This is a genomic window from Streptomyces sp. cmx-18-6 (genome assembly GCF_046548915.1).
Lineage (GTDB): Bacteria > Actinomycetota > Actinomycetes > Streptomycetales > Streptomycetaceae > Streptomyces.
This window is the reverse complement of record NZ_JAEBEP010000014.1, coordinates 48,071-66,219: the sequence shown is the minus strand read 5'-3', so window position 1 is coordinate 66,219 and position 18,149 is coordinate 48,071. Positions and strand designations below refer to the sequence as shown.

General features: G+C 73.1%; 18 protein-coding genes. 6 read left to right on the top strand and 12 right to left on the bottom strand.

Features of this window, described 5'->3' with window-relative positions; all coding sequences use genetic code 11:
- Positions 1-33: 33 nt before the first annotated feature.
- On the bottom strand, positions 34-1,362 hold the full coding sequence (locus tag ACLJPL_RS27860; RefSeq protein ID WP_411083690.1) for a DUF5685 family protein: 1,329 nt from the start codon (positions 1,360-1,362) through the stop codon (positions 34-36).
- A gap of 310 nt (positions 1,363-1,672) precedes the next feature.
- Between ACLJPL_RS27860 and ACLJPL_RS27855 the strand changes: the two genes are divergently transcribed.
- Positions 1,673-2,116: a cell division protein SepF gene (locus ACLJPL_RS27855; RefSeq protein WP_411083689.1), complete on the top strand. Its 444-nt coding sequence runs from the start codon at positions 1,673-1,675 to the stop codon at positions 2,114-2,116.
- Positions 2,117-2,183: 67 nt separating this feature from the next.
- On the opposite strand, the gene ACLJPL_RS27850 is transcribed toward ACLJPL_RS27855, so the two are convergent.
- Positions 2,184-3,404, bottom strand: a complete 1,221-nt coding sequence (locus ACLJPL_RS27850; RefSeq protein WP_411083688.1) for an acyl-CoA dehydrogenase family protein — start codon at positions 3,402-3,404, stop codon at positions 2,184-2,186.
- Between the two features lie 102 nt (positions 3,405-3,506).
- A complete protein-coding gene (locus ACLJPL_RS27845; RefSeq protein WP_411083687.1) occupies positions 3,507-5,219 on the bottom strand; it encodes an MFS transporter in 1,713 nt (570 codons plus the stop codon).
- A 474-nt stretch (positions 5,220-5,693) separates the two neighbouring features.
- Here ACLJPL_RS27845 and ACLJPL_RS27840 point away from each other — a divergent pair, with 474 nt between their 5' ends.
- Entirely contained in the window at positions 5,694-6,698 is a 1,005-nt protein-coding gene (locus ACLJPL_RS27840; RefSeq protein ID WP_411083686.1) for a phosphatase PAP2 family protein, read from the top strand.
- 105 nt (positions 6,699-6,803) lie between these two features.
- On the opposite strand, the gene ACLJPL_RS27835 is transcribed toward ACLJPL_RS27840, so the two are convergent.
- The 3 genes from ACLJPL_RS27835 to ACLJPL_RS27825 form a co-directional block, all read right to left on the bottom strand.
- Complete coding sequence (locus ACLJPL_RS27835) at positions 6,804-7,019, bottom strand: I78 family peptidase inhibitor (protein ID WP_411083685.1); 216 nt, start codon at positions 7,017-7,019, stop codon at positions 6,804-6,806.
- 373 nt (positions 7,020-7,392) lie between these two features.
- Positions 7,393-8,217 carry a transferase gene (locus tag ACLJPL_RS27830; RefSeq protein ID WP_411083684.1) on the bottom strand — a complete coding sequence of 275 codons (825 nt, stop codon included), beginning with the start codon at positions 8,215-8,217 and terminating at the stop codon, positions 7,393-7,395.
- Positions 8,214-9,485 (bottom strand): glycosyltransferase family 4 protein, encoded by a 1,272-nt coding sequence (locus ACLJPL_RS27825; RefSeq protein WP_411083683.1) that lies wholly within the window; start codon positions 9,483-9,485, stop codon positions 8,214-8,216. The genes ACLJPL_RS27830 and ACLJPL_RS27825 overlap by 4 nt, the downstream gene beginning before the upstream one ends.
- Positions 9,486-10,028: 543 nt before the next feature.
- On the opposite strand from ACLJPL_RS27825, the gene ACLJPL_RS27820 reads away from it, so the two are divergent.
- Both ACLJPL_RS27820 and ACLJPL_RS27815 read left to right on the top strand, forming a co-directional pair.
- Positions 10,029-10,811: a hypothetical protein gene (locus ACLJPL_RS27820; protein WP_411083682.1), complete on the top strand. Its 783-nt coding sequence runs from the start codon at positions 10,029-10,031 to the stop codon at positions 10,809-10,811.
- A 134-nt stretch (positions 10,812-10,945) separates the two neighbouring features.
- Positions 10,946-11,287 (top strand): hypothetical protein, encoded by a 342-nt coding sequence (locus tag ACLJPL_RS27815; protein WP_411083681.1) that lies wholly within the window; start codon positions 10,946-10,948, stop codon positions 11,285-11,287.
- A gap of 68 nt (positions 11,288-11,355) precedes the next feature.
- On the opposite strand, the gene der is transcribed toward ACLJPL_RS27815, so the two are convergent.
- From der to aroH, 5 genes are all read right to left on the bottom strand, one after another.
- A complete protein-coding gene (der, locus tag ACLJPL_RS27810) occupies positions 11,356-12,825 on the bottom strand; it encodes a ribosome biogenesis GTPase Der (protein WP_411083680.1) in 1,470 nt (489 codons plus the stop codon).
- 78 nt (positions 12,826-12,903) lie between these two features.
- Complete coding sequence (locus ACLJPL_RS27805) at positions 12,904-13,560, bottom strand: lysophospholipid acyltransferase family protein (RefSeq protein ID WP_411083679.1); 657 nt, start codon at positions 13,558-13,560, stop codon at positions 12,904-12,906.
- Positions 13,557-14,252: a (d)CMP kinase gene (gene cmk, locus ACLJPL_RS27800; RefSeq protein ID WP_411083678.1), complete on the bottom strand. Its 696-nt coding sequence runs from the start codon at positions 14,250-14,252 to the stop codon at positions 13,557-13,559. The genes ACLJPL_RS27805 and cmk overlap by 4 nt, the downstream gene beginning before the upstream one ends.
- 203 nt (positions 14,253-14,455) lie before the next feature.
- Complete coding sequence (locus ACLJPL_RS27795; protein ID WP_411083677.1) at positions 14,456-15,541, bottom strand: prephenate dehydrogenase; 1,086 nt, start codon at positions 15,539-15,541, stop codon at positions 14,456-14,458.
- Positions 15,538-15,900 carry a chorismate mutase gene (gene aroH / locus ACLJPL_RS27790; RefSeq protein ID WP_411083676.1) on the bottom strand — a complete coding sequence of 121 codons (363 nt, stop codon included), beginning with the start codon at positions 15,898-15,900 and terminating at the stop codon, positions 15,538-15,540. Before aroH ends, ACLJPL_RS27795 begins: the two co-directional genes overlap by 4 nt.
- 236 nt (positions 15,901-16,136) lie before the next feature.
- Here aroH and ACLJPL_RS27785 point away from each other — a divergent pair, with 236 nt between their 5' ends.
- Entirely contained in the window at positions 16,137-16,577 is a 441-nt protein-coding gene (locus tag ACLJPL_RS27785) for a Rieske (2Fe-2S) protein (RefSeq protein ID WP_411083675.1), read from the top strand.
- 78 nt (positions 16,578-16,655) lie between these two features.
- The gene (locus ACLJPL_RS27780) at positions 16,656-17,342 is read left to right on the top strand and encodes a DNA polymerase beta superfamily protein (RefSeq protein ID WP_411083674.1); all 687 of its coding nucleotides are present in this window, start codon (positions 16,656-16,658) and stop codon (positions 17,340-17,342) included.
- Between the two features lie 22 nt (positions 17,343-17,364).
- On the opposite strand, the gene ACLJPL_RS27775 is transcribed toward ACLJPL_RS27780, so the two are convergent.
- On the bottom strand, positions 17,365-18,147 hold the full coding sequence (locus ACLJPL_RS27775; protein WP_411083673.1) for a DNA polymerase beta superfamily protein: 783 nt from the start codon (positions 18,145-18,147) through the stop codon (positions 17,365-17,367).
- Between the last annotated feature and the right edge of the window lie 2 nt (positions 18,148-18,149).

Genomic DNA, 18,149 nt, shown 5'->3' with positions numbered 1-18,149 from the left:
GTCCCGGTCCCGGCGGCCGTCCCTCCTGCGGGTTCAGCAGTCGCACCCGCAGGAGTCGCCGCAACAGCAGCAGCCCTCGCCGCACTGGCCGCAGCAGTTGCACGCCTCGCAGCAACCGCCGCAGTCGCACTGGGCGCACAGGCCGTCCCGCCGCTCCCGGCTCCAGGGGTCCTCGAAGCTCCCGCAGCACAGCTGGCAGGTGCAGGCGAGCCCCGCCCACACCAGGCACCCGGCGATCAGCCCGCGCCGGTCGCGCGGCGGCCGGGGCGGGGGCGGGCCGCCGGGGCCGCCGGGCGGGGGGCCGTACGGATTCCCGGGCGTGGGGGCGTACGGATGGCCGGGGGTCGGGCCGTACGGGTTCCCGGGCTGCGGCCCGAAGGAGCCCTCCGGCGTCAGCGGCCCCTGCCGGCCCGGGTACGAGTCGGGCGTCAGCGGCCCCTGGCGCCCCGGGTGCGAGTCGGGCGTCAGCAGTCCCTGGGGGCTCTGCCGCCCCTGGTGCGAGCAGGACGACGTGCCGAACGCCCGGTCGACCGAGCGCCGCAGTTCGTGGGCGAGCAGCACATGGACCAGCTTGCCGTCGCTGAACTCCGCCTCGCGGAGCGCGAGCCGTATGCCGTGCAGCGCGTCGTCGCACAGCCGGCGCGCCTCGGTCAGCGGCGTGCCGGTCACCGTGAGCGGGTTCCAGGCGCCCGACGCCGCGTCCGCCTCCCGGTCCTCCACCGCGTCCAGCAGATGCGCGAGCCGCCCGAAGAGGCGGCCGGCCTCCGCGAGCGGCGCGACGTTCTGCGGCTTTCCGGCGAGGACCGCGGTGTGGGCGAAGGCGGCGGCGGTGGCCGTCTCGGTGGGTTCGGTGACCGTCAGCAGCGGCGTGCCGGGCCCGGCGAGCGTCTCGATGCCGGTCTGCCGGTCGACCGCGTCGACCAGGAGGGCGGTGTCGAAGCCGAGGGCCGCCCCCGTGCGGGCGCCCGCCCGGTCCCAGCCCGCCGCCACCCGCCGGGCGGCCGCCGCGACCGGCCGGCGGGCCAACAGCCCGTCCCGGTCGGCCACGTGGTCGCGCACCTTGGCGGAGGCGAGGACGAGCGAGACGGCGGCGGCGAGCCTGGCCCCCTCGCCCCGGGCGACCGGTGCGGTGCGCATGGCGCGCAGCGGGCAGGGGCCCGCGGTGCGCCGCCCCGCCGGGGTGCGGCCGGCCTGAGCCTCCGTCAGGACCGAGACGATCAGACCGTCATAGTTCGTGACGATCCGGGCGAACTGTCCGTGATCCGCCCTCAGAGCCAGGCAGAGACCGCAGAGATGGGCCATCCACTCGGTTCTGAGTCCTTCGGAGAGCCGGTGGGTACAGGGCCTCACGATTCCGAACACGACGATCCCCCGCGAGCCGTATCGCCGGTGCGCGCCGCTCGCGCACCTGGGCGGCGTGCATCGTATCGAGTGATCCGTTCACCCGTACGTCCCCCATGTCACCCGTACGGACTGGAGCATCATATTTTCCTAAGAGAACCGCCCTTATACGGGAGGAACCCTGACGAACCGCCACATGTTCTGCACCAGTACCGTCACGAATCACCTGCTCGCCGACTATCCACTTGGCGCGGTATCCGCATCATGGACGACCATAGGGATACGTAAGAGATGCGGAACACCAAGGAACCGCGGTTGAGAGGAGGCGTCCATGGGATCGGTGCGCAAGGCGAGTGCGTGGCTGGGCCTCGTAGAGGACAACGACGAGCGGTACTACGACGACGAGTACGCCGAGGGTGCGGAGACCGGCACGGGCAACCAGGCGTGGGTCACCGACCCCCGGGTGCAGGTGGCCGCCGAGGCGGCGAAGGAGCAGGACCGCCGGATCGCCACGGTGACCCCGGACAGCTTCCGGGACGCACGGGCCATCGGTGAGCTGTTCCGGGACGGCGTCCCGGTGATCGTCAACCTCACGGCCATGGACCCCGCCGACGCCAAGCGCGTGGTGGACTTCGCCGCCGGGCTGATCTTCGGCCTGCGCGGTTCGATCGACCGCGTGGCCACCCGGGTCTTCCTGCTGTCCCCGGCCGACACCCAGGTGGTCGCCGGCGAAGCCGCCGGCCGCAAGGCCGACGGCTTCTTCAACCAGAGCTGAGCAGGGCGCTCGCCGGAAAGTTCCGGTCAGCGCGTCCGGCCGACGCGCCCCTTCGCCGGTGGCGCGGTCACCGGAAGGCGTCGAGACCGGTGAGCGCCTTGCCCAGCACCAGCTGGTGCATCTCCACGGTGCCCTCGTAGGTGAGCACCGACTCCAGGTTCGTGGCGTGCCGCATCACCGGGTACTCCAGCGAGATCCCGTTGGCCCCGAGGATCGTGCGCGAGGTGCGGCAGATCTCGATGGCTTCTCGTACGTTGTTGAGCTTGCCGAAGCTGACCTGCTCGGGGCGCAGTCGCCCCGCGTCCATCCGGCGGCCCAGATGGTGGGCGAGCAGGATGCCCTTGTGCAGTTCGAGGGCCATGTCCGCCAGCTTCGCCTGGGTGAGCTGGAAGCCCCCGATCGGCCGGCCGAACTGCTCCCGGGTCCGCGCGTAGTCGAGGGCCGACTCGAAGCTGGCCCGCGCCGCGCCCATGGCGCCCCAGACGATCCCGTACCGCGCGTGGCTCAGACAGCTGAGCGGGCCGCGCAGCCCGGTCGCGTCAGGGAGCACCGCGTCGGCGGGGAGCCGGACGCCGTCCATGACCAGCTCGCTGGTGACCGAGGCGCGCAGCGACCACTTGTGGTGGATCTCCGGCGCCGAGAAGCCGGGGGTGTCGGTCGGCACGACGAAGCCGCGGATGCCCCGGCCCCCGTCGCCCTCGTCGGTCTGCGCCCAGACGATCGCGACCCCGGCGACCGAGCCGTTGGTGATCCACATCTTGCGCCCGGTGAGCACCCAGTCCTCGCCGTCGCGCTTGGCGTACGTCCGCATCCCGGCCGGGTCCGAGCCGTGGTCCGGCTCGGTCAGCCCGAAGCAGCCGATGATCTCGCCGGCCGCCATACCGGGCAGCCACCGCTGCTTCTGCTCCTCGGAGCCGAAGCGGTGGATCGCGTACATCGCGAGAGAGCCCTGTACGGAGACGAGCGAGCGGATCCCGGAGTCGGCGGCCTCCAGCTCCAGGCAGGCCAGCCCGTACTGGACGGCGCTCGCCCCGGCGCAGCCGTAGCCGTCCAGCGACATGCCGAGCGCGCCGAGCGCACCGAGTTCCCGGGCCAGCTCCCGGATGCCGGGCAGCTCGCCCTTCTCGTACCACTCGGCGATGTGCGGCAGGACCCGGTCGGCGGCCCAGGTGCGGACGGTGTCGCGGATCGCGAGGTCGTCGGGGCCGAGCAGATCGTCGATGCCGAGGGGGTCGGCGGCGTCGAACGGCGGGAGCTTCGAGGGCTTCGCGGACTCGGTGCTGGACATGAGGGCGCCTCCGGCGGCTCGCACGGTGCTCGGAGGACCGGGGACGCCCACGGCCTCCGAAAACTAGCAGTGGTAGTCAGGGCGTCGGGGAGACGTTACGGCTCAGCGTGCCGCTCGTCCAGAGCCGGTGGCCTCGGCCGGTTCGCGCCGCGCGGGGAGGGCCAGGCGGCGGGCCGGGCGCTCCGGGGCGGCCGCCGGGACCTCGGGCCCGGACGCCGGGCGGCCGGCGGACTCGGCCGTCTCGCGCTCCCCCAGGAGACAGCGTTCCTTCGGCGGACAGTCCATCGCCTTCGGCAGCCGCAGGGCCGCGAGCGCCCCGAGCAGCAGCAGGCCGGCGCTGACGAAGAGCGTGATGTGCAGGCCGCCGATGAAGGCGTTCCGGGCCGTGGAGCGCAGCAGCTCCCCCATCGGGCCGCCGAGCTGCGCGGCCACCTGGTATGCCTCGCCCAGCGAGTGGGATGCCTCCGCGCCGGCGCGGGCGGGGACGCCCTGCTCGCGGAGGGGGGCGAGGCCGGGGGCGTACGCGGCGTTCATGACGCTGCCGAGCAGGGCGATGCCCAGGCCCGCGCCGAGCTGGTAGGAGGTCTCCCCTATCGCCGCGGCCCCGCCCGCCCGTTCGGCGGGGGCGTCGCTGAGCATCGACTCGTACGCGCCGAAGAGCGTCGACTGGAGTCCGAAGCCGAGCAGGACGAAACCGGCGGTCAGCAGGACGGGCCGGTCGCTCTGGCCCATCGAGGTGAGCAGCAGCACGGCGGAGGCGGTGAGGACGAAGCCGCAGCCCACCATCTTCCGGGGGCCGAAGCGGCGCAGGGTGTACGAGCCGGTGGCGCCGGCGGCCATCGCGGCGAACGTCAGCGGCAGCAGCCGCAGCCCGGTCTCCAGCGGGCTGAGGTCCAGCACCAGCTGGAGGTACTGGACGGCGATGAGCTGGAGGCCGACCAGGGCCAGCATGGCGAGGACGATGCAGCCGACCGCGGTGGAGAAGGCCGGGCGCGCGAACATGGAGATGTCGATCAACGGGTGCGTACGGCGCTTCTGCCGGCGTACGAAGAGGACCAGGAGCACCAGCCCGAGGGCCAGCGGGCCCAGTGAGACCGGGTCCAGGAGGCCCGCCCCGCCGCCCAGGCGCTTGACGCCGAGGACGACCCCGAGGACCCCGGCCGCGGCGGTCAGCGCGCCCAGCACGTCCCACGGGCCGTCCTGCGCGCCGCGCGACTCGGGCAGCAGCCAGCGGGCGAGCGGCAGGATGAGGGCCATCAGCGGGATGTTGATCAGGAAGACCGAGCCCCACCAGAAATGCTGGACCAAAAAGCCGCCGACGACCGGCCCGGTGGCGGCGCCGACCGCGGCGACCGCGGTCCACACCCCGATGGCGAGCGCCCGCTCGCGGCGGTCGGGGAAGACCTGGCGCAGGATCGACAGGGTGGCGGGCATGATCATCGCGCCGCCGACGCCGAGCAGGGCGCGGGCCGCGATCAGGACGGCCTGAGTGTCGGCCGTGGCGGCGAGCACGGAGGCGACGCCGAACAGCGCGTAACCGAGGAGCAGCACGCGCCGCCTGCCGACCCGGTCACCCAGAGTGCCGAAGAGGATGAGCAGCGAGGCGCAGACCAGGGGGTAGGCGTCGACGATCCACAGCAGTCCGGTGGCGGTCGGCCGCAGGTCCTCGGTGAGCGAGGGGACGGCGACATGAAGCACGGTCGCGTCCAGCGCGACCACCAGCAAGCTCAGGCAGAGGACGACGAGGACGACCCAGCGGTTGGCGTCGTCGGCGGCTCGACGCAGCCGGATTCCGGCCGTGGTCGTCCCGGACATCTACGTACCTCCCGATGAGTCCCTCGCGCTCGGCGGACCGACGGGGACGTGGTGTGCGCGCCCCCCGGGCCCGGCATCGACGGGCGAGTGAGCCGTCAGCGTACGCGAGTTCGGCGTGGTCACACGTGGTCCACCTCATAGCTCGGTCCGCTGGACAGTGTGGCCTACCCCACGCCGGGTCCGCCGGTGGGGGGCCTCCGCCGGGATGCCGGGGGCCGCCCGGGAGCGGGGCGCGAGGCGGTGCGCCTCCCCCGAACGGCGGGATCAATTCCTGCGGATTCCCGTTACCGAAATAGACCGGAAGATCAAACACGTTTACGAACGAAGCCCGGAATAAATACGCCGCGGGCTCCGGAAGATTCTCCGTGAGCGCCCGGAAATGACGCCGTCCTGAGACGAAGTCCACATCACATCGTCATCACAAAGAGACCGGATTGGCCTGCGCACTCACTCACTCGCTGTAACGTCGATTGGGTGCGTACCGACATCTTCGCCCGCCTGGACCGGGAGCCGGAACCGCCGAAGATAGAGCCACCGCGGATGAGCCGTCACCGCGCCGCCCTCTTCGGCGGGACGCTGGCGTTCTATCTCGCCATCGTCTTCGCCGTGCTCGTCACGTCCTGGCTGGTGACCCTGGACTGGAAGGTCATGCTGTTCCGGCCCTACCAGCAGTGGCCCGAACTGCACGCCTTCCTCGACTACTACGTCGTGCTCGGTCAGCGCGGCCCCACGGCCGTGATGGTCGCCTGCTGGCTGGGCTGGCGCTCATGGCGTCAGCACACGCTCCGGCCGCTGCTGGTCCTCGGCTGTTCCCTGCTGCTGCTCAATGTGACGGTCGGCGCGGTCAAGCTGGGCCTGGGGCGGCTCGGCCCGCACTACGCCACGCAGATCGGCTCGGCCGAGATGTTCGCCGGCGGCGATATATTTCCCTCCGGTCACACCGCGAACGCCGTTGTGACCTGGGGAATCCTCGCCTATCTGGCCACCACGCCACGGGCCAGGCGCTATCTGTCGGCGGTCTCCGCCACGGTCTCCCTGGGCGTCGGCCTCACCACCGTCTACATCGGCACGCACTGGCTCAGCGATGTGCTGCTGGGCTGGGCGGCGGGGCTGCTCATCCTGCTGGCCCTGCCGTGGTTCGAGCCGCTGATCGCCCGGACCGAGACCTATGTCTTCGCCGTGCGCGAGCAGTGGCGCGAGCGCCGCAGGGCCGGCCGTCCGGCACTCGCCCCCGAGGCCGTGCCGCAGCCGGTGCTGCTCCCCCAGTCGCTCGCCGCCGAGGGGCCGTCCCTGGCGGTCGTCCCGAGTGCTCCCGCCGGGCACCCGGCGCCCGGAGCGAGGGCCCGGGCCCACGGGACGCATCCGGTGCGGTCGGAGCGGCCGCCGACGACCGGGGCGGGCGCCCGCCGCCCCCCTGCCCACCTGGAACACGGCCCCCGGAGCGCCGCCGGCCCGGCCCGCCCGATGACGGGCTGCTGACCTGCCGACTCTTCGGTACGCACAGCCCGGCCCCCGCCCATGACGAAGGCCCCGACCGCGCGGTCGGGGCCTTCGTCATGGGCCTTCGGGTTTCCGGGGCGGGTGTCAGCCCACCCAGCAGCGCGTCACCGTGGCGTCCTCGACCTGGAAGTTGATGCGTCCGGCACGGAACTCCATGGTCAGGAAAGTCCCCGGAGGAACCGCCCGGACCGTGTCCCAGCCCCGGCTTCTCGCCTGCTGTTCGGCGGTGTCGGCGCCGAGGCCGACATACGAGTCGGGGGCGTCGTCCGGCTGGGCTGGAGGGGTCGGTAGAGAGGCCATACCCCTCACCGTAGGCGGCCGGGGACCGCGAGGGAAGGCCGGACCCGAAGGCCCTCCCCCGCATCCCCGTATGCCGTCGCGGTCACGCTTGTGTCACAGGATCCCCACACCCGCAAATCCCGGCCTATTCACCCGAACGGGCCGACCGGAAGCACCGGAGTGAAATAGCGGGGCCGCTCCCTGCGCATCTCGCGCCGAGGCCGCCGACCACTCACCGGAAACACCTGGGCGACCTGCCCCTTTCACCGTCCGCGGCCCCGACCGTCCGAATGGTCGGAACACCGGGATTTCATGCTCCCTTACCACTGGCTTATCTTTTCTTCACGTCGCTCTCACCGAGTGAAGCGCCCCGCCGGACAGCCCGGCCGGGAGCTCAAGAGCCGTCCGGCACCGGCTTCAGACGCACACAGAGGTCGTTGTCGTCGGTGTAGCAGGGCGCGGCGACCACGCCCTTCGCCGCCGGGCGGCCCGGGTAGACGAAGGACTTCTTGCGGGACCAGACGTCGTCGAGGATGCGGGAGATCCTGACCCCCTTCGCGCCCTCCGCCGGAATCAGCCACAGCTGCCAGAGCTGCTCCTCGCGCACCGGCTCCGCGGTCAGCGGGGCGTAGGGCAGGGTGAAGGCGAAGGCTCCGCCCGGCCCGCCGGACGAGGTGAGCGGGACCCGGTGCGCCCGCTCGGGCTCCCCGGGCAGCCGCGCCTCCACCTCGGCCCCCTCCCCCGCCTCGACGCCGTACAGCACTCCCTGGACCGTCAGGTGGGACGCGTCGAGGCCGACGTCCCCCGCCTCGGCGTGCGGGGCCCGGAGCCAGCAGCGCACCGCGAGGCGGCCGTCGAGCGTCGGGTAGGGCACCCGGGAGCCGATCCCGGACGGGCCGATGCCGGGAGCGCGGTCCACGAGGGCCCGCAGATCGCGCAGCCCCGGCAGGAGGGTCACGGTGTCCTCGGCCCCGGGCTCCTCCACGTACGCGTCCCAGCGCCCCTCGGGCAGCTCCGTGGTCGACGGCAGCACCGCCCGCAGCAGCCCGTCGCCGGACCGGCTCAGCGGGAGCCGCACCGTGCCGCCGGGGAGACGGCCCGCCGCGCCCCGGTTGCGCAGGAGCAGCACGGATTCCGGGGCGGCGTCGAGGGACAGGTCGAAGGTGAGTGCTCCGGCCGGATCGGCGGCGCAGTCGGCTCGTACGGTACGGCGGCTCATGCGGCCCTTCCCTTGCGGATCACGTCGGCGGCCTTGTAGCGCAGGGCGTACGCACCGTCGAGCACGGCGCCCCGGGCGCGGTGCACGGCGGTGCTCAGGGCGCCGTGGCCGCCGCCGCGGGCGCCGCCGGCGACGAGTTCGGTGAACAGGTTCTCGTGGCGCTCCGCGACCCGCGCCGGGTCGAAGCGCGCCGCCGCGGTGAGCGCGGCCTTGCCCATCCGGTGGCGCAGGTCGTCGTCCTCGATCAGCTGGAGCAGGGCGGCGGCGATGGAGTCGACGTCACCGACCGGGACCAGACGTCCGTCGACGCCGTCCTCGATGATCTCGGCGGGTCCGTACGGGCAGTCGGTGGCGACGACCGGCAGCCCGCCGCGCATCGCCTCGACGATCGTCATGCCGAAGGACTCGCGGTGCGAAGTGACGGCGGCGATCGACCCCTTGGGCCACTCGGCCTCCAGGGGGTTGACCGCACCCATCAGGAACACGCGGTTGTGCAGGCCGAGTTCCCCGACGAGGGTGCGCAGCGCCGCCAGCTCGTCGCCGCCGCCGTAGATCCGCAGCCGCCAGTCCGGGCGGACCGCCGTCACCCGGGCGAAGGCCCGTACCAGCAGGTCGTACCGTTTGACGCGGTGCATCCGGCCCGCCGCGATCACCCACTTCAGGTCACCGCCGGCGGGCGGACAGGCGGGCTCGGGAACGGCGTTGGGGATGGCGTCGATCCGCACGCCCGGCAGCTTCATCCGCTTGCGGTAGTCCAGGGCGTCGGAGCGGGTGACGGTGGTGAGGGCGTCGAGCAGCCGGTAGCGGTGGGCGATCTCGCGCCGCAGGCGGTAGCCGTGGTTGTCGAGCGTGAGGTGCTCCTGCCCGACGCGCACCGGACCCCGGCGGGTCTGGCGGCTGATGTGCACGTTCAGGCCGGGGCGGGTGCCGACGACGACATCGGCTTCCACCGCCTTCAGATGGGCGGCGATGCGGTCGTCGGAGAGCCTGCTGTACTGCTTGTGCCGGCTGTCGCCGCGCGGGAACACCGTCGCGGGCAGGGCGTGTTCGGCGGCGTCGCCGTCGTAGGTCGGGCTCTTCTTCCGCTGGTCGACGAGGTGGCGCAGCGTCACGCCCTCGGGTGCGCCGAGCGAGGGCACGTCCCGGTGGCGGAAGACCGACACGATCTCGACGTCATGCTGTTCGGCGAGCGTCTGGGCGAGCGTGAAGGTCGAGCGGATCGTTCCCCCGATGGCGTACGCGTTGTGCAGAAGAAATGAGATATGCATGTCGGTGCCGTTTCCCCCTGGTCGGGCCGGTCTGTTGCGACTGTACGTCCCGGCGGCTTCCCCGCCCGGAATGCACCCGGAATGCCGTGGATTCCCGGGCGGAATGCGCACCCCCCTCCGGCAGCCGGCGCCACTCCCCCGGAACCACCGCTGACCAGCGGCTTCTGGAAGCCCTGAATCCGGATGGCCGCCGGGTAAGCGATGGCCGGAATACGCCGCGACGGCGGCCGGTAACGTACTCCGCCCGCCTGCTCGCGCCTCTTTCATCCACGCATTCCTCCGTGCTTGACGTGAGAAATAACCGGGAGGTTGCCCGCGTCCGGCCCAAAACTTCGGGATGTCTCCCCGCACCCCGGGGGGCGTCTTCCCGTGCGGGGCCGCCCGGCGGGCGGGGCGGCGGCGGTCGACTCCTCGATGTGGCGATGTGTCGACCCGGTCTCCACTTCCGTCCCCGCCGGTGCGTGACCCCTGCCACGGATCCCGCGTTGTCTCTTCATGAGCCGGGAACCGCCCGGCCCCGCACCGAGCCTCCAGGAGCCACCCGTGCCGCGCATGCTCGACGTCAGCCAGGACGTACGCGCCGAGATCGGCGACGACGAAGCCGACCGGCTGCTCGTCGGCGACGAAACACCCGGCAGTTACGACTGCACCTCCTGCCGCACCCCCGGCGACTCCGATCAGGAGCGCACCAGCACGGTGCTGTTCATCGGGGACGAGACCGCCGTGCTCGCGTTCGCCCACGCGACGTGCATCCCGTCGCAGGTCGTCAAGGTCGCGGAGGACCAGCTCCAGGGCGCGGTGCGCAGCATCACCGGCAGCGAGCAGAAGAACACGGAGGGGCGCATGCCCGAACAGGCCGTCCTCGGCATCACCAGCGGTCTCGTCCTCATCGAGGACGATCTCCGCCCGGCCCTGGTCGTCGAACCGACCGGTCCGGTCGCCCGGCCCGGCACGGACGGCAGCGGGGGCGACGAGTTCCTCTCGTTGCTGCTGGAGCAGGGCTTTTGGCCCGCCCCCGACCTGAACCGGCTGCCGGAGGTGCTCCCCGGCTGGTCGGTGCTGCTCGCCGTGGGCCAGCTGCACGCCGTGCTCCAGCCGGGCCCCGGCGGCGGCAACCCGGTCGCCTGGTGGCAGGCCCACCAGCCCCTCCAGGTGACGGACGGCTGGCGGGCCGCGGTCAACAAGTCGCAGCACGTCCTGGTCTTCGCCGCGCCGGCCGGCACCATCGGCCAGCAGCCGCGCGAGGACCTGCTCCGGGACGCCCTGGAGAAGGCCGCGGTCAACGGGGTCCTGGTCGCCGCGTCGATGCCGCTGGCCGGGACCTGATCATGTCCGCCCCCGGGCGCCCCCGCCGAACAGCGTTTTCTCCGGCGGGACCGCATCCGACCGGCGGTGACGTCGTTGGCACCTACGTGCACTCATACGACGCCTCCCGCCAGCACCAGAGCCAGATTCCTGCCATGCGCCCCTCGCAGGATCCATCGGTGGGCACGTCCGCCACCCCGATCTACGACGCGCTGTACTCCGAGTACCGGCGCTCGTTCCGGGCGTTGCCGGGTGACCGCAGCGGTGAGGAGAACCTCCGCTTCCCGGCCTTCGGCGCCGGGCTCTTCGCCTCCCGCGCCCCGCTGGGCGGCAACGGCCACGCGGCGGCCCCGGCCGGGCAGGGCCAGCAGCACACGACCGGGCCCGGCGGCGGCCAGAGCCAGCACACCGGGAGCCTCGGCTCCTGGCAGCGAGTGGGCCGGCACGCCGGGCGGCCCCGGCCCGCCGCGCTCCCCCCGGGGTCCCGGGACTCCTGAGGACGGCGTACGAGAGAGCCCCGGCCCGCCCCACAGGGGGACGGCCGGGGCTCTCGTACGCGCGGGTGCTACTTGTTGCGGCCGCGCTTCTCGCGGACGCGCACCGAGATGTGGATCGGGGTGCCCTCGAAGCCGAACTCCTCGCGCAGCCGGCGCTCGACGAAGCGGCGGTAGCCGTGCTCCAGGAAGCCGGAGGCGAACAGCACGAACCGCGGCGGCTTGGTGCCCGCCTGGGTGCCGAACAGGATGCGCGGCTGCTTGCCGCCCCGGATCGGGTGCGGGTGGGAGGCGACGATCTCACCGAGGAAGGCGTTCAGCCGGCCGGTGGGGACGCGGGTCTCCCAGCCCTCGATGGCGGTCTCGATCGCCGGGACGAGCTTCTCCATGTGCCGGCCGGTGAGGGCCGAGACGTTGACGCGGGGGGCCCAGGCGATCTGCGCGAGCTCCGTCTCGATCTCGCGCTCCAGGTAGTAGCGGCGCTCCTCGTCGAGGGTGTCCCACTTGTTGAAGGCGACGACCAGGGCGCGCCCGGCGTCCACGGCCATGGTGATGATCCGCTGGTCCTGGACGCTGATGGACTCGCTGGAGTCGATCAGGACGACGGCGACCTCGGCCTTCTCCACGGCGGCGGCCGTACGCAGCGAGGCGTAGTAGTCCGCGCCCTCCTGGAGGTGGACGCGGCGGCGGATGCCGGCCGTGTCGATGAACTTCCAGGTGATGCCGCCGAGCTTGATCAGCTCGTCGACCGGGTCCCGGGTGGTCCCCGCCTGCTCGTTGACGACGACCCGGTCCTCGCCCGCGACCTTGTTCAGCAGGGAGGACTTGCCGACGTTCGGGCGGCCGATCAGCGCGATGCGGCGGGGGCCGCCGAGCGCGGTGCCGAACTTCTGGGCCGGGGCGTCCGGCAGGGCCTCCAGGACCGCGTCCAGCATGTCGCCGGTGCCGCGGCCGTGCAGCGAGGAGACCGGGTAGGGCTCACCGAGGCCGAGGGACCACAGGGCGGTGGCGTCGGCCTCGCCGCTCTGGCCGTCGACCTTGTTGGCGCACAGCACGACGGGCTTGCCCGCCCGGCGCAGCAGCTTGACGACGGCCTCGTCGGTGTCGGTGGCGCCGACGGTCGCGTCGACCACGAAGACGACCGCGTCGGCCGTCTCGATGGCGTACTCCGCCTGGGCGGCGACGGAGGCGTCGAGGCCCAGCACGTCCTGCTCCCAGCCGCCGGTGTCGACGACCTTGAAGCGGCGGCCCGCCCACTCGGCCTCGTAGCTGACGCGGTCGCGGGTGACGCCGGGCTTGTCCTGCACGACGGCCTCGCGGCGGCCGATGATCCGGTTCACCAGGGTCGACTTGCCGACATTGGGGCGGCCGACGACGGCGAGCACGGGAAGGGGGCCGTGTCCGGCCTCGCCGAGGGCGCCCTCGACCTCTTCGGGGTCAAAGCCCTCCTGCGCGGCGAGCTCCATGAACTCCGCGTACTCGGCGTCGCCAAGTTCTCCGTGCTCGTGGTCCGAGCCGCCGGAGTGAATCTGGTCGTTCATGAAGTCCGTTCCTCTTTGCATCATCATCGATGGACCACGATCAGCGCGGTCCACTACTCAAGTCAGGTCAAGTCTCGCCTATCGCCCGGTGAGGCGCTTGGCGCTTTCCAGGTGGGCGGTGAGCTTCGCCTGGATCCGCACGGTCGCCTCGTCCAGCGCCTTGCGCGTACGCCGCCCGTCGCCGGCGCTCGCGTCGAACGCGTCACCGAAGACGACGTCGACCCGGCTGCGCAGCGGGGGCAGCCCCCGTATCAACCGTCCGCGGCGCTCCGTGCTTCCCAGGACGGCGACGGGGACGATCGGCGCCCCGCCCCGCACCGCGAAGTACGCCAGTCCGGCCCGCAGAGAGGCGAAGTCGCCCTGGCCCCGGGTGCCCTCCGGGAAGATCCCGAGCACCCCGCCCCCGGCCAGGACGCCCAGCGCGTGGCCGATGGCGGTGCGGTCGACGGTCGTACGGTCCACCTCGATCTGGCCGATCCCGTGCAGGAACGGGTCGAGGGGGCCGACGAACGCCTCCTTCTTGATCAGGAAGTGCACCGGCCGGGGTGCGGTCCCCATCAGCATCGGTCCGTCGATGTTGTGGGAGTGGTTCACCGCGAGTATGACGGGTCCGGCGACGGGCACGCGCCACGCGCCGAGCACCCGGGGTCTGAACAGCCCGTGCATCAGGCCGATGCCGATTCTTCGCCCGACCGCGGCTCCGCGCGGTGTGGGCGCCCCCGTGGCGTCGCTCACGCGGCTGTCCGCCTCTCCTCGACGAGGGTGACGACGCACTCGATGACCTGCTGGAGGGTCAGCTCGGTGGTGTCCACCTCGACGGCGTCGTCCGCCTTGGCGAGCGGCGAGGTCTTGCGGCCGGAGTCGGCGGCGTCCCGCTGGATCAGGGCCTCGCGGGTGGCGGCGAGGTCGGAGCCCTTGACCTCGCCGCTGCGGCGGGCGGCGCGGGCCTCCGGGGAGGCGGTGAGGAAGATCTTGAGGTCGGCGTCGGGCAGCACGGTGGTGCCGATGTCCCGGCCCTCGACGACGATGCCGCCCTCGGCGCCGGCGGCGATGGAGCGCTGGAGCTCGGTGATGATCGTGCGCACCTCGGGGACCGCGCTGACGGCGCTGACCTTGGAGGTGACCTCCTGGGTGCGGATCGGTCCCGACGCGTCCCGGCCGTCGACGGTGATCGTCGGGCGGGTCGGGTCGGTGCCGGAGACGATGACGGGCTTGGCGGCGGCGGTGGCGATCTCGGCCGGGCTGGTCACGTCGATGCCGTTGTCCAGCATCCACCAGGTGATCGCCCGGTACTGCGCGCCCGTGTCCAGGTAGCTCAGGCCGAGCTTGGCGGCGACGGCCTTGGAGGTGCTCGACTTGCCGGTGCCCGAGGGCCCGTCGATGGCGACGATCACTGCGGAGCTTGCGGTTTCCACGGTGGTGGACACCTTCCTGGTACACGGGGTGGGGACGGACGGGCCCGAAGACGGCCTCGTACCAGGTTACCGAGTGCCGGGCGCGCCCTTGTACCCCGTACGGGGGAGGCTCCGTCCCCGTACGGGGGAGGCGGCGGGGGCGTACGGCGTGCCGGGGCCGCGGTGTCCCCGGGCCGCCGCCCCCGCACGGCCGGTCGTCGCCCCGTACCGCGTCCTCAGCCGCGGATCGACCAGCCGCGCTCGGTGAGGGCGGCGGCGAGGACGGGGGCGGCGCTCGGTTCGACCATGATCTGGACCAGGCCCGCCTGCTGCCCGGTGGCGTGCTCGATGCGGACGTCCTCGATGTTGACCCCGGCCCGGCCGGCGTCGGCGAAGATCGCGGCGAGCTCGCCCGGCTTGTCCCCGATGAGGACGGCCACGGTCTCGTAGACGGCGGGGGCCGCGCCGTGCTTGCCGGGGACCCGGACGCGGCCCGCGTTGCCGCGGCGCAGGACGTCCTCGATGGCGTCGGTGCCCGCGCGCCGCTTCTCCTCGTCGGCCGAGTGCAGGCCGCGCAGCGCGGTCACGGTCTCCGCCAGGTCGGCGGCGACCCCGGCGAGCACGTCCGCGACCGGCCCCGGGTTGGCGGAGAGGATCTCCACCCACATCCGGGGGTCGGACGCGGCGATCCGGGTCACGTCGCGGATGCCCTGGCCGCAGAGGCGTACGGCGCTCTCGTCGGCCTCCTCGAGACGCGCGGCGACCATGGAGGAGATCAGCTGCGGGGTGTGCGAGACGAGGGCGACGGCCCGGTCGTGGGCGTCGGCGTCCATCACCACGGGCACGGCCCGGCAGAGCGCGACGAGCTCCAGGGCGAGGTTGAGGACCTCGGTGTCGGTGTCCCGGGTCGGGGTGAGGACCCAGGGGCGGCCCTCGAAGAGGTCGGCGGTGGCGGCGAGCGGCCCGGAGCGCTCCTTGCCGGCCATCGGGTGCGTACCGATGTACGGGGTGAGGTCGAGGCCGAGCGCCTCCAGCTCGCGGCGCGGCCCGCCCTTGACGCTGGCCACGTCCAGGTAGCCCCGGGCCACCCCGTCGCGCATGGCCCCGACGAGGACGGTGGCGGTGTGGGCGGGCGGTACGGCGATGACGGCCAGGTCGACCGGGCCGGCGGGCGGCTCGTCGGTCCCCGCGCCGAGCGCCGCCGCCGTACGGGCCGACTCCGGGTCGCGGTCGACGAGGTGGACGTGGACGGAGCGGCCGGCGAGCGCCAGGGCGGCGGAGGTGCCGACGAGCCCGGTGCCGATGACGAGGGCGGTTCTCACTGGGCGATGTCCTTGCGCAGGGCGGCGGTGGCGCCGAGGTAGACGTGCTGGATCTCCGCGCGCGGGAGGTAGGTCTCGACGTGGGCGAGGACGCGCACGACCCGGGGCATGGCCCCCTCGACGTCCAGCTCCTGGGCGCAGATCAGCGGTACGTCGACGATCCCGAGCCCGCGCGCGGCGGCGGCCGGGAAGTCGCAGTGCAGGTCCGGGGTGGCGGTGAACCAGATGCTGATCAGGTCGTCGGCGACCAGCTCGTTGCGTTCCAGGACGGCCGTGAGCAGCTCACCGACCCGCTCGTCCATGTGTCCGGCCTCGTCCCGCTCCAGCTGGACGGCTCCCCGGACCGCTCGTACCGCCACGTCGTACTCCTCGCTCGTTCACTTCCGCGCTGCTCCTGATCACCCTAGAGGGACGGGGCGGGGTGCGGTCGCCGCGCTCTCCAGGTGAGACGCGGTGTGCCGGTCGGCCTTCCAGGGCGATTTCGCGGTCGGCGGTGCGGGAAATCGGCCCCGGCCCGCCGGGTTGCTTCACCTGCGCGCTCCCTGCCGCCACCATGGCGAGCACGCATCCCCCACACCTGACAACTGGAGAGCCCATGAACGCACGGCGAAGGACGGTCCTGGCGGCGGGCGCGGCAGGGGCCGCCGCCCTGGTGGCCGGCTGCGGATCGGACGGGGACGGGGGTGGCGGCGGGGAGACGGCCGCGACCTCGCCCGGGGCCTCCCCGGACGCCTCCCCCGGCGGCGGCGGGGAGGCGCTCGCCGCGACCGGGGACGTCCCGGTCGGCGGCGGCACCGTCTTCAAGGACCGGAAGGTGGTGGTGACCCAGCCGGAGGAGGGCGAGTTCAAGGCGTTCTCCGCCGTCTGCACCCATGCGAAGTGCCTCGTCTCCACGGTCAGCGACGGCACGATCAACTGCCCCTGCCACGGCAGCAGGTTCTCCCTCACGGACGCGGCGGTCGAGGCCGGCCCGGCGACCCGTCCGCTGCCCGCCGAGCGGATCACCGTCGCGGACGGGACGATCCGGCTGGGCTGAGGGCGTCGGGCCGGATCCCGGGAGCGGGCGGACGGAACGCGGAGGCGGGGCGGCTCTCCCCCACGTACCCTCGCGGCCATGATCACTCCTGCCGACGAGACGCTCGTACGCGACCACACGGTCTACGCGTGTGTGATGGGTTCGCGTGCGTTCGGGCTGGCGACGGAGGGCAGCGACACCGACCGGCGGGGTGTGTTCGTCGCCCCCACCCCGCTGTTCTGGCGCTTCGACAAGCCCCCGGCGCACATCGAGGGCCCCGGGCCCGAGCAGTTCTCCTGGGAGCTGGAGCGCTTCTGCGAGCTGGCGCTGCGGGCCAATCCGAACGTGCTGGAGTGCCTGCACTCCCCGCTGGTGGAGTACGTGGACGACACCGGCCGGGAACTGATCGCCCTGCGCGGCGCGTTCCTCTCCCGGCTGTCCCACGCCACCTTCGTCCGCTACGCGCTGGGCCAGCGCAAGAAGCTGGAGGCGGACGTGCGGGTGCACGGCGCGCCCCGCTGGAAGCACGCGATGCACCTGCTGCGGCTGCTGGCGAGCGGCCCGGACCTGCTGCGCACCGGCGAGCTGCGCATCGACGTCGGCGGCGCGCGCGAGGACCTGCTGGCGGTGAAGCGGGGCGAGGTGCCCTGGCCGGAGGTGGAGCGCCGGATGAACCGCCTGGCCGAGGAGAACGACGCGGCGGCGGCCGCCTCCCCGCTGCCGCCCGGGCCGGACCGGGCGGCGGTGGAGGACTTCCTCGTACGGACCCGGCGCGCGTCGGCCTGAGGACCGGCCCGGGGACCGGACGTCAGGGCGCGAGCCTCGCCCGTACGACGAGGGCGTGCAGGTCCTCCAGGGCCGTCGCGGCCTCCGGCAGCCGGGAGCGCTCCTGCGCCTCGTCCAGGACGCGGTGCAGCTCCTCGACGTCCCGGGTCACCGCTCCCCCGTCCAGGTCCGTCGCCGCCGCGTGCTCGGCCTCCGCCTTGGCCGCGATCAGGCCGGGCAGATAGGCGGGGGCGTCGTCGACCTCGTCGAGCAGCGTCGGCAGATGGGCCTGGACGCCCCCGCCGCGCATCAGGTGGATGCCGGTGAGCAGGGCGCGGAAGGTGTAGAGCAGCGGTTTCAGCTCGCCGCTCTTCGCGTACAGCCGCCACTGCGTGCCGGCGAAGCCCCGGTAGTGGTGGGCGTGGTTGCGGGTCAGCACGCCGGGGGCGAGGGCGGCCAGTTCGGTGTGGAGGGCGCTCGTGTGCACCACCAGCGGGGAGAGCAGCTGCTCCAGGACATAGCCGTTCGGCCGGAGCATCAGGCGGACGAACTTCCGCAGGTCGTGGGTGACGAGGTCCATCTCGATCCCGTCCCGCTCCCACATCCGGGTCCGGGTCTCCTCCGGCTCGTGCAGCCCCACCAGGTCCTCGGCGGGCAGGACGTGGACCCCCCGCAGGTCCACGTCCGAGTCCCGGGAGGGGAAGCCGTAGAGGTGGGCGCCGGAGACCGTGGCGAAGACCAGCGGGCCCGGGGCCTCGGCGAGGTCGGGGCGCAGGTCGGCGACGGGCAGGCCGGCGGACGTCAGGGTGAGGGGAGCCGCGTTCATCG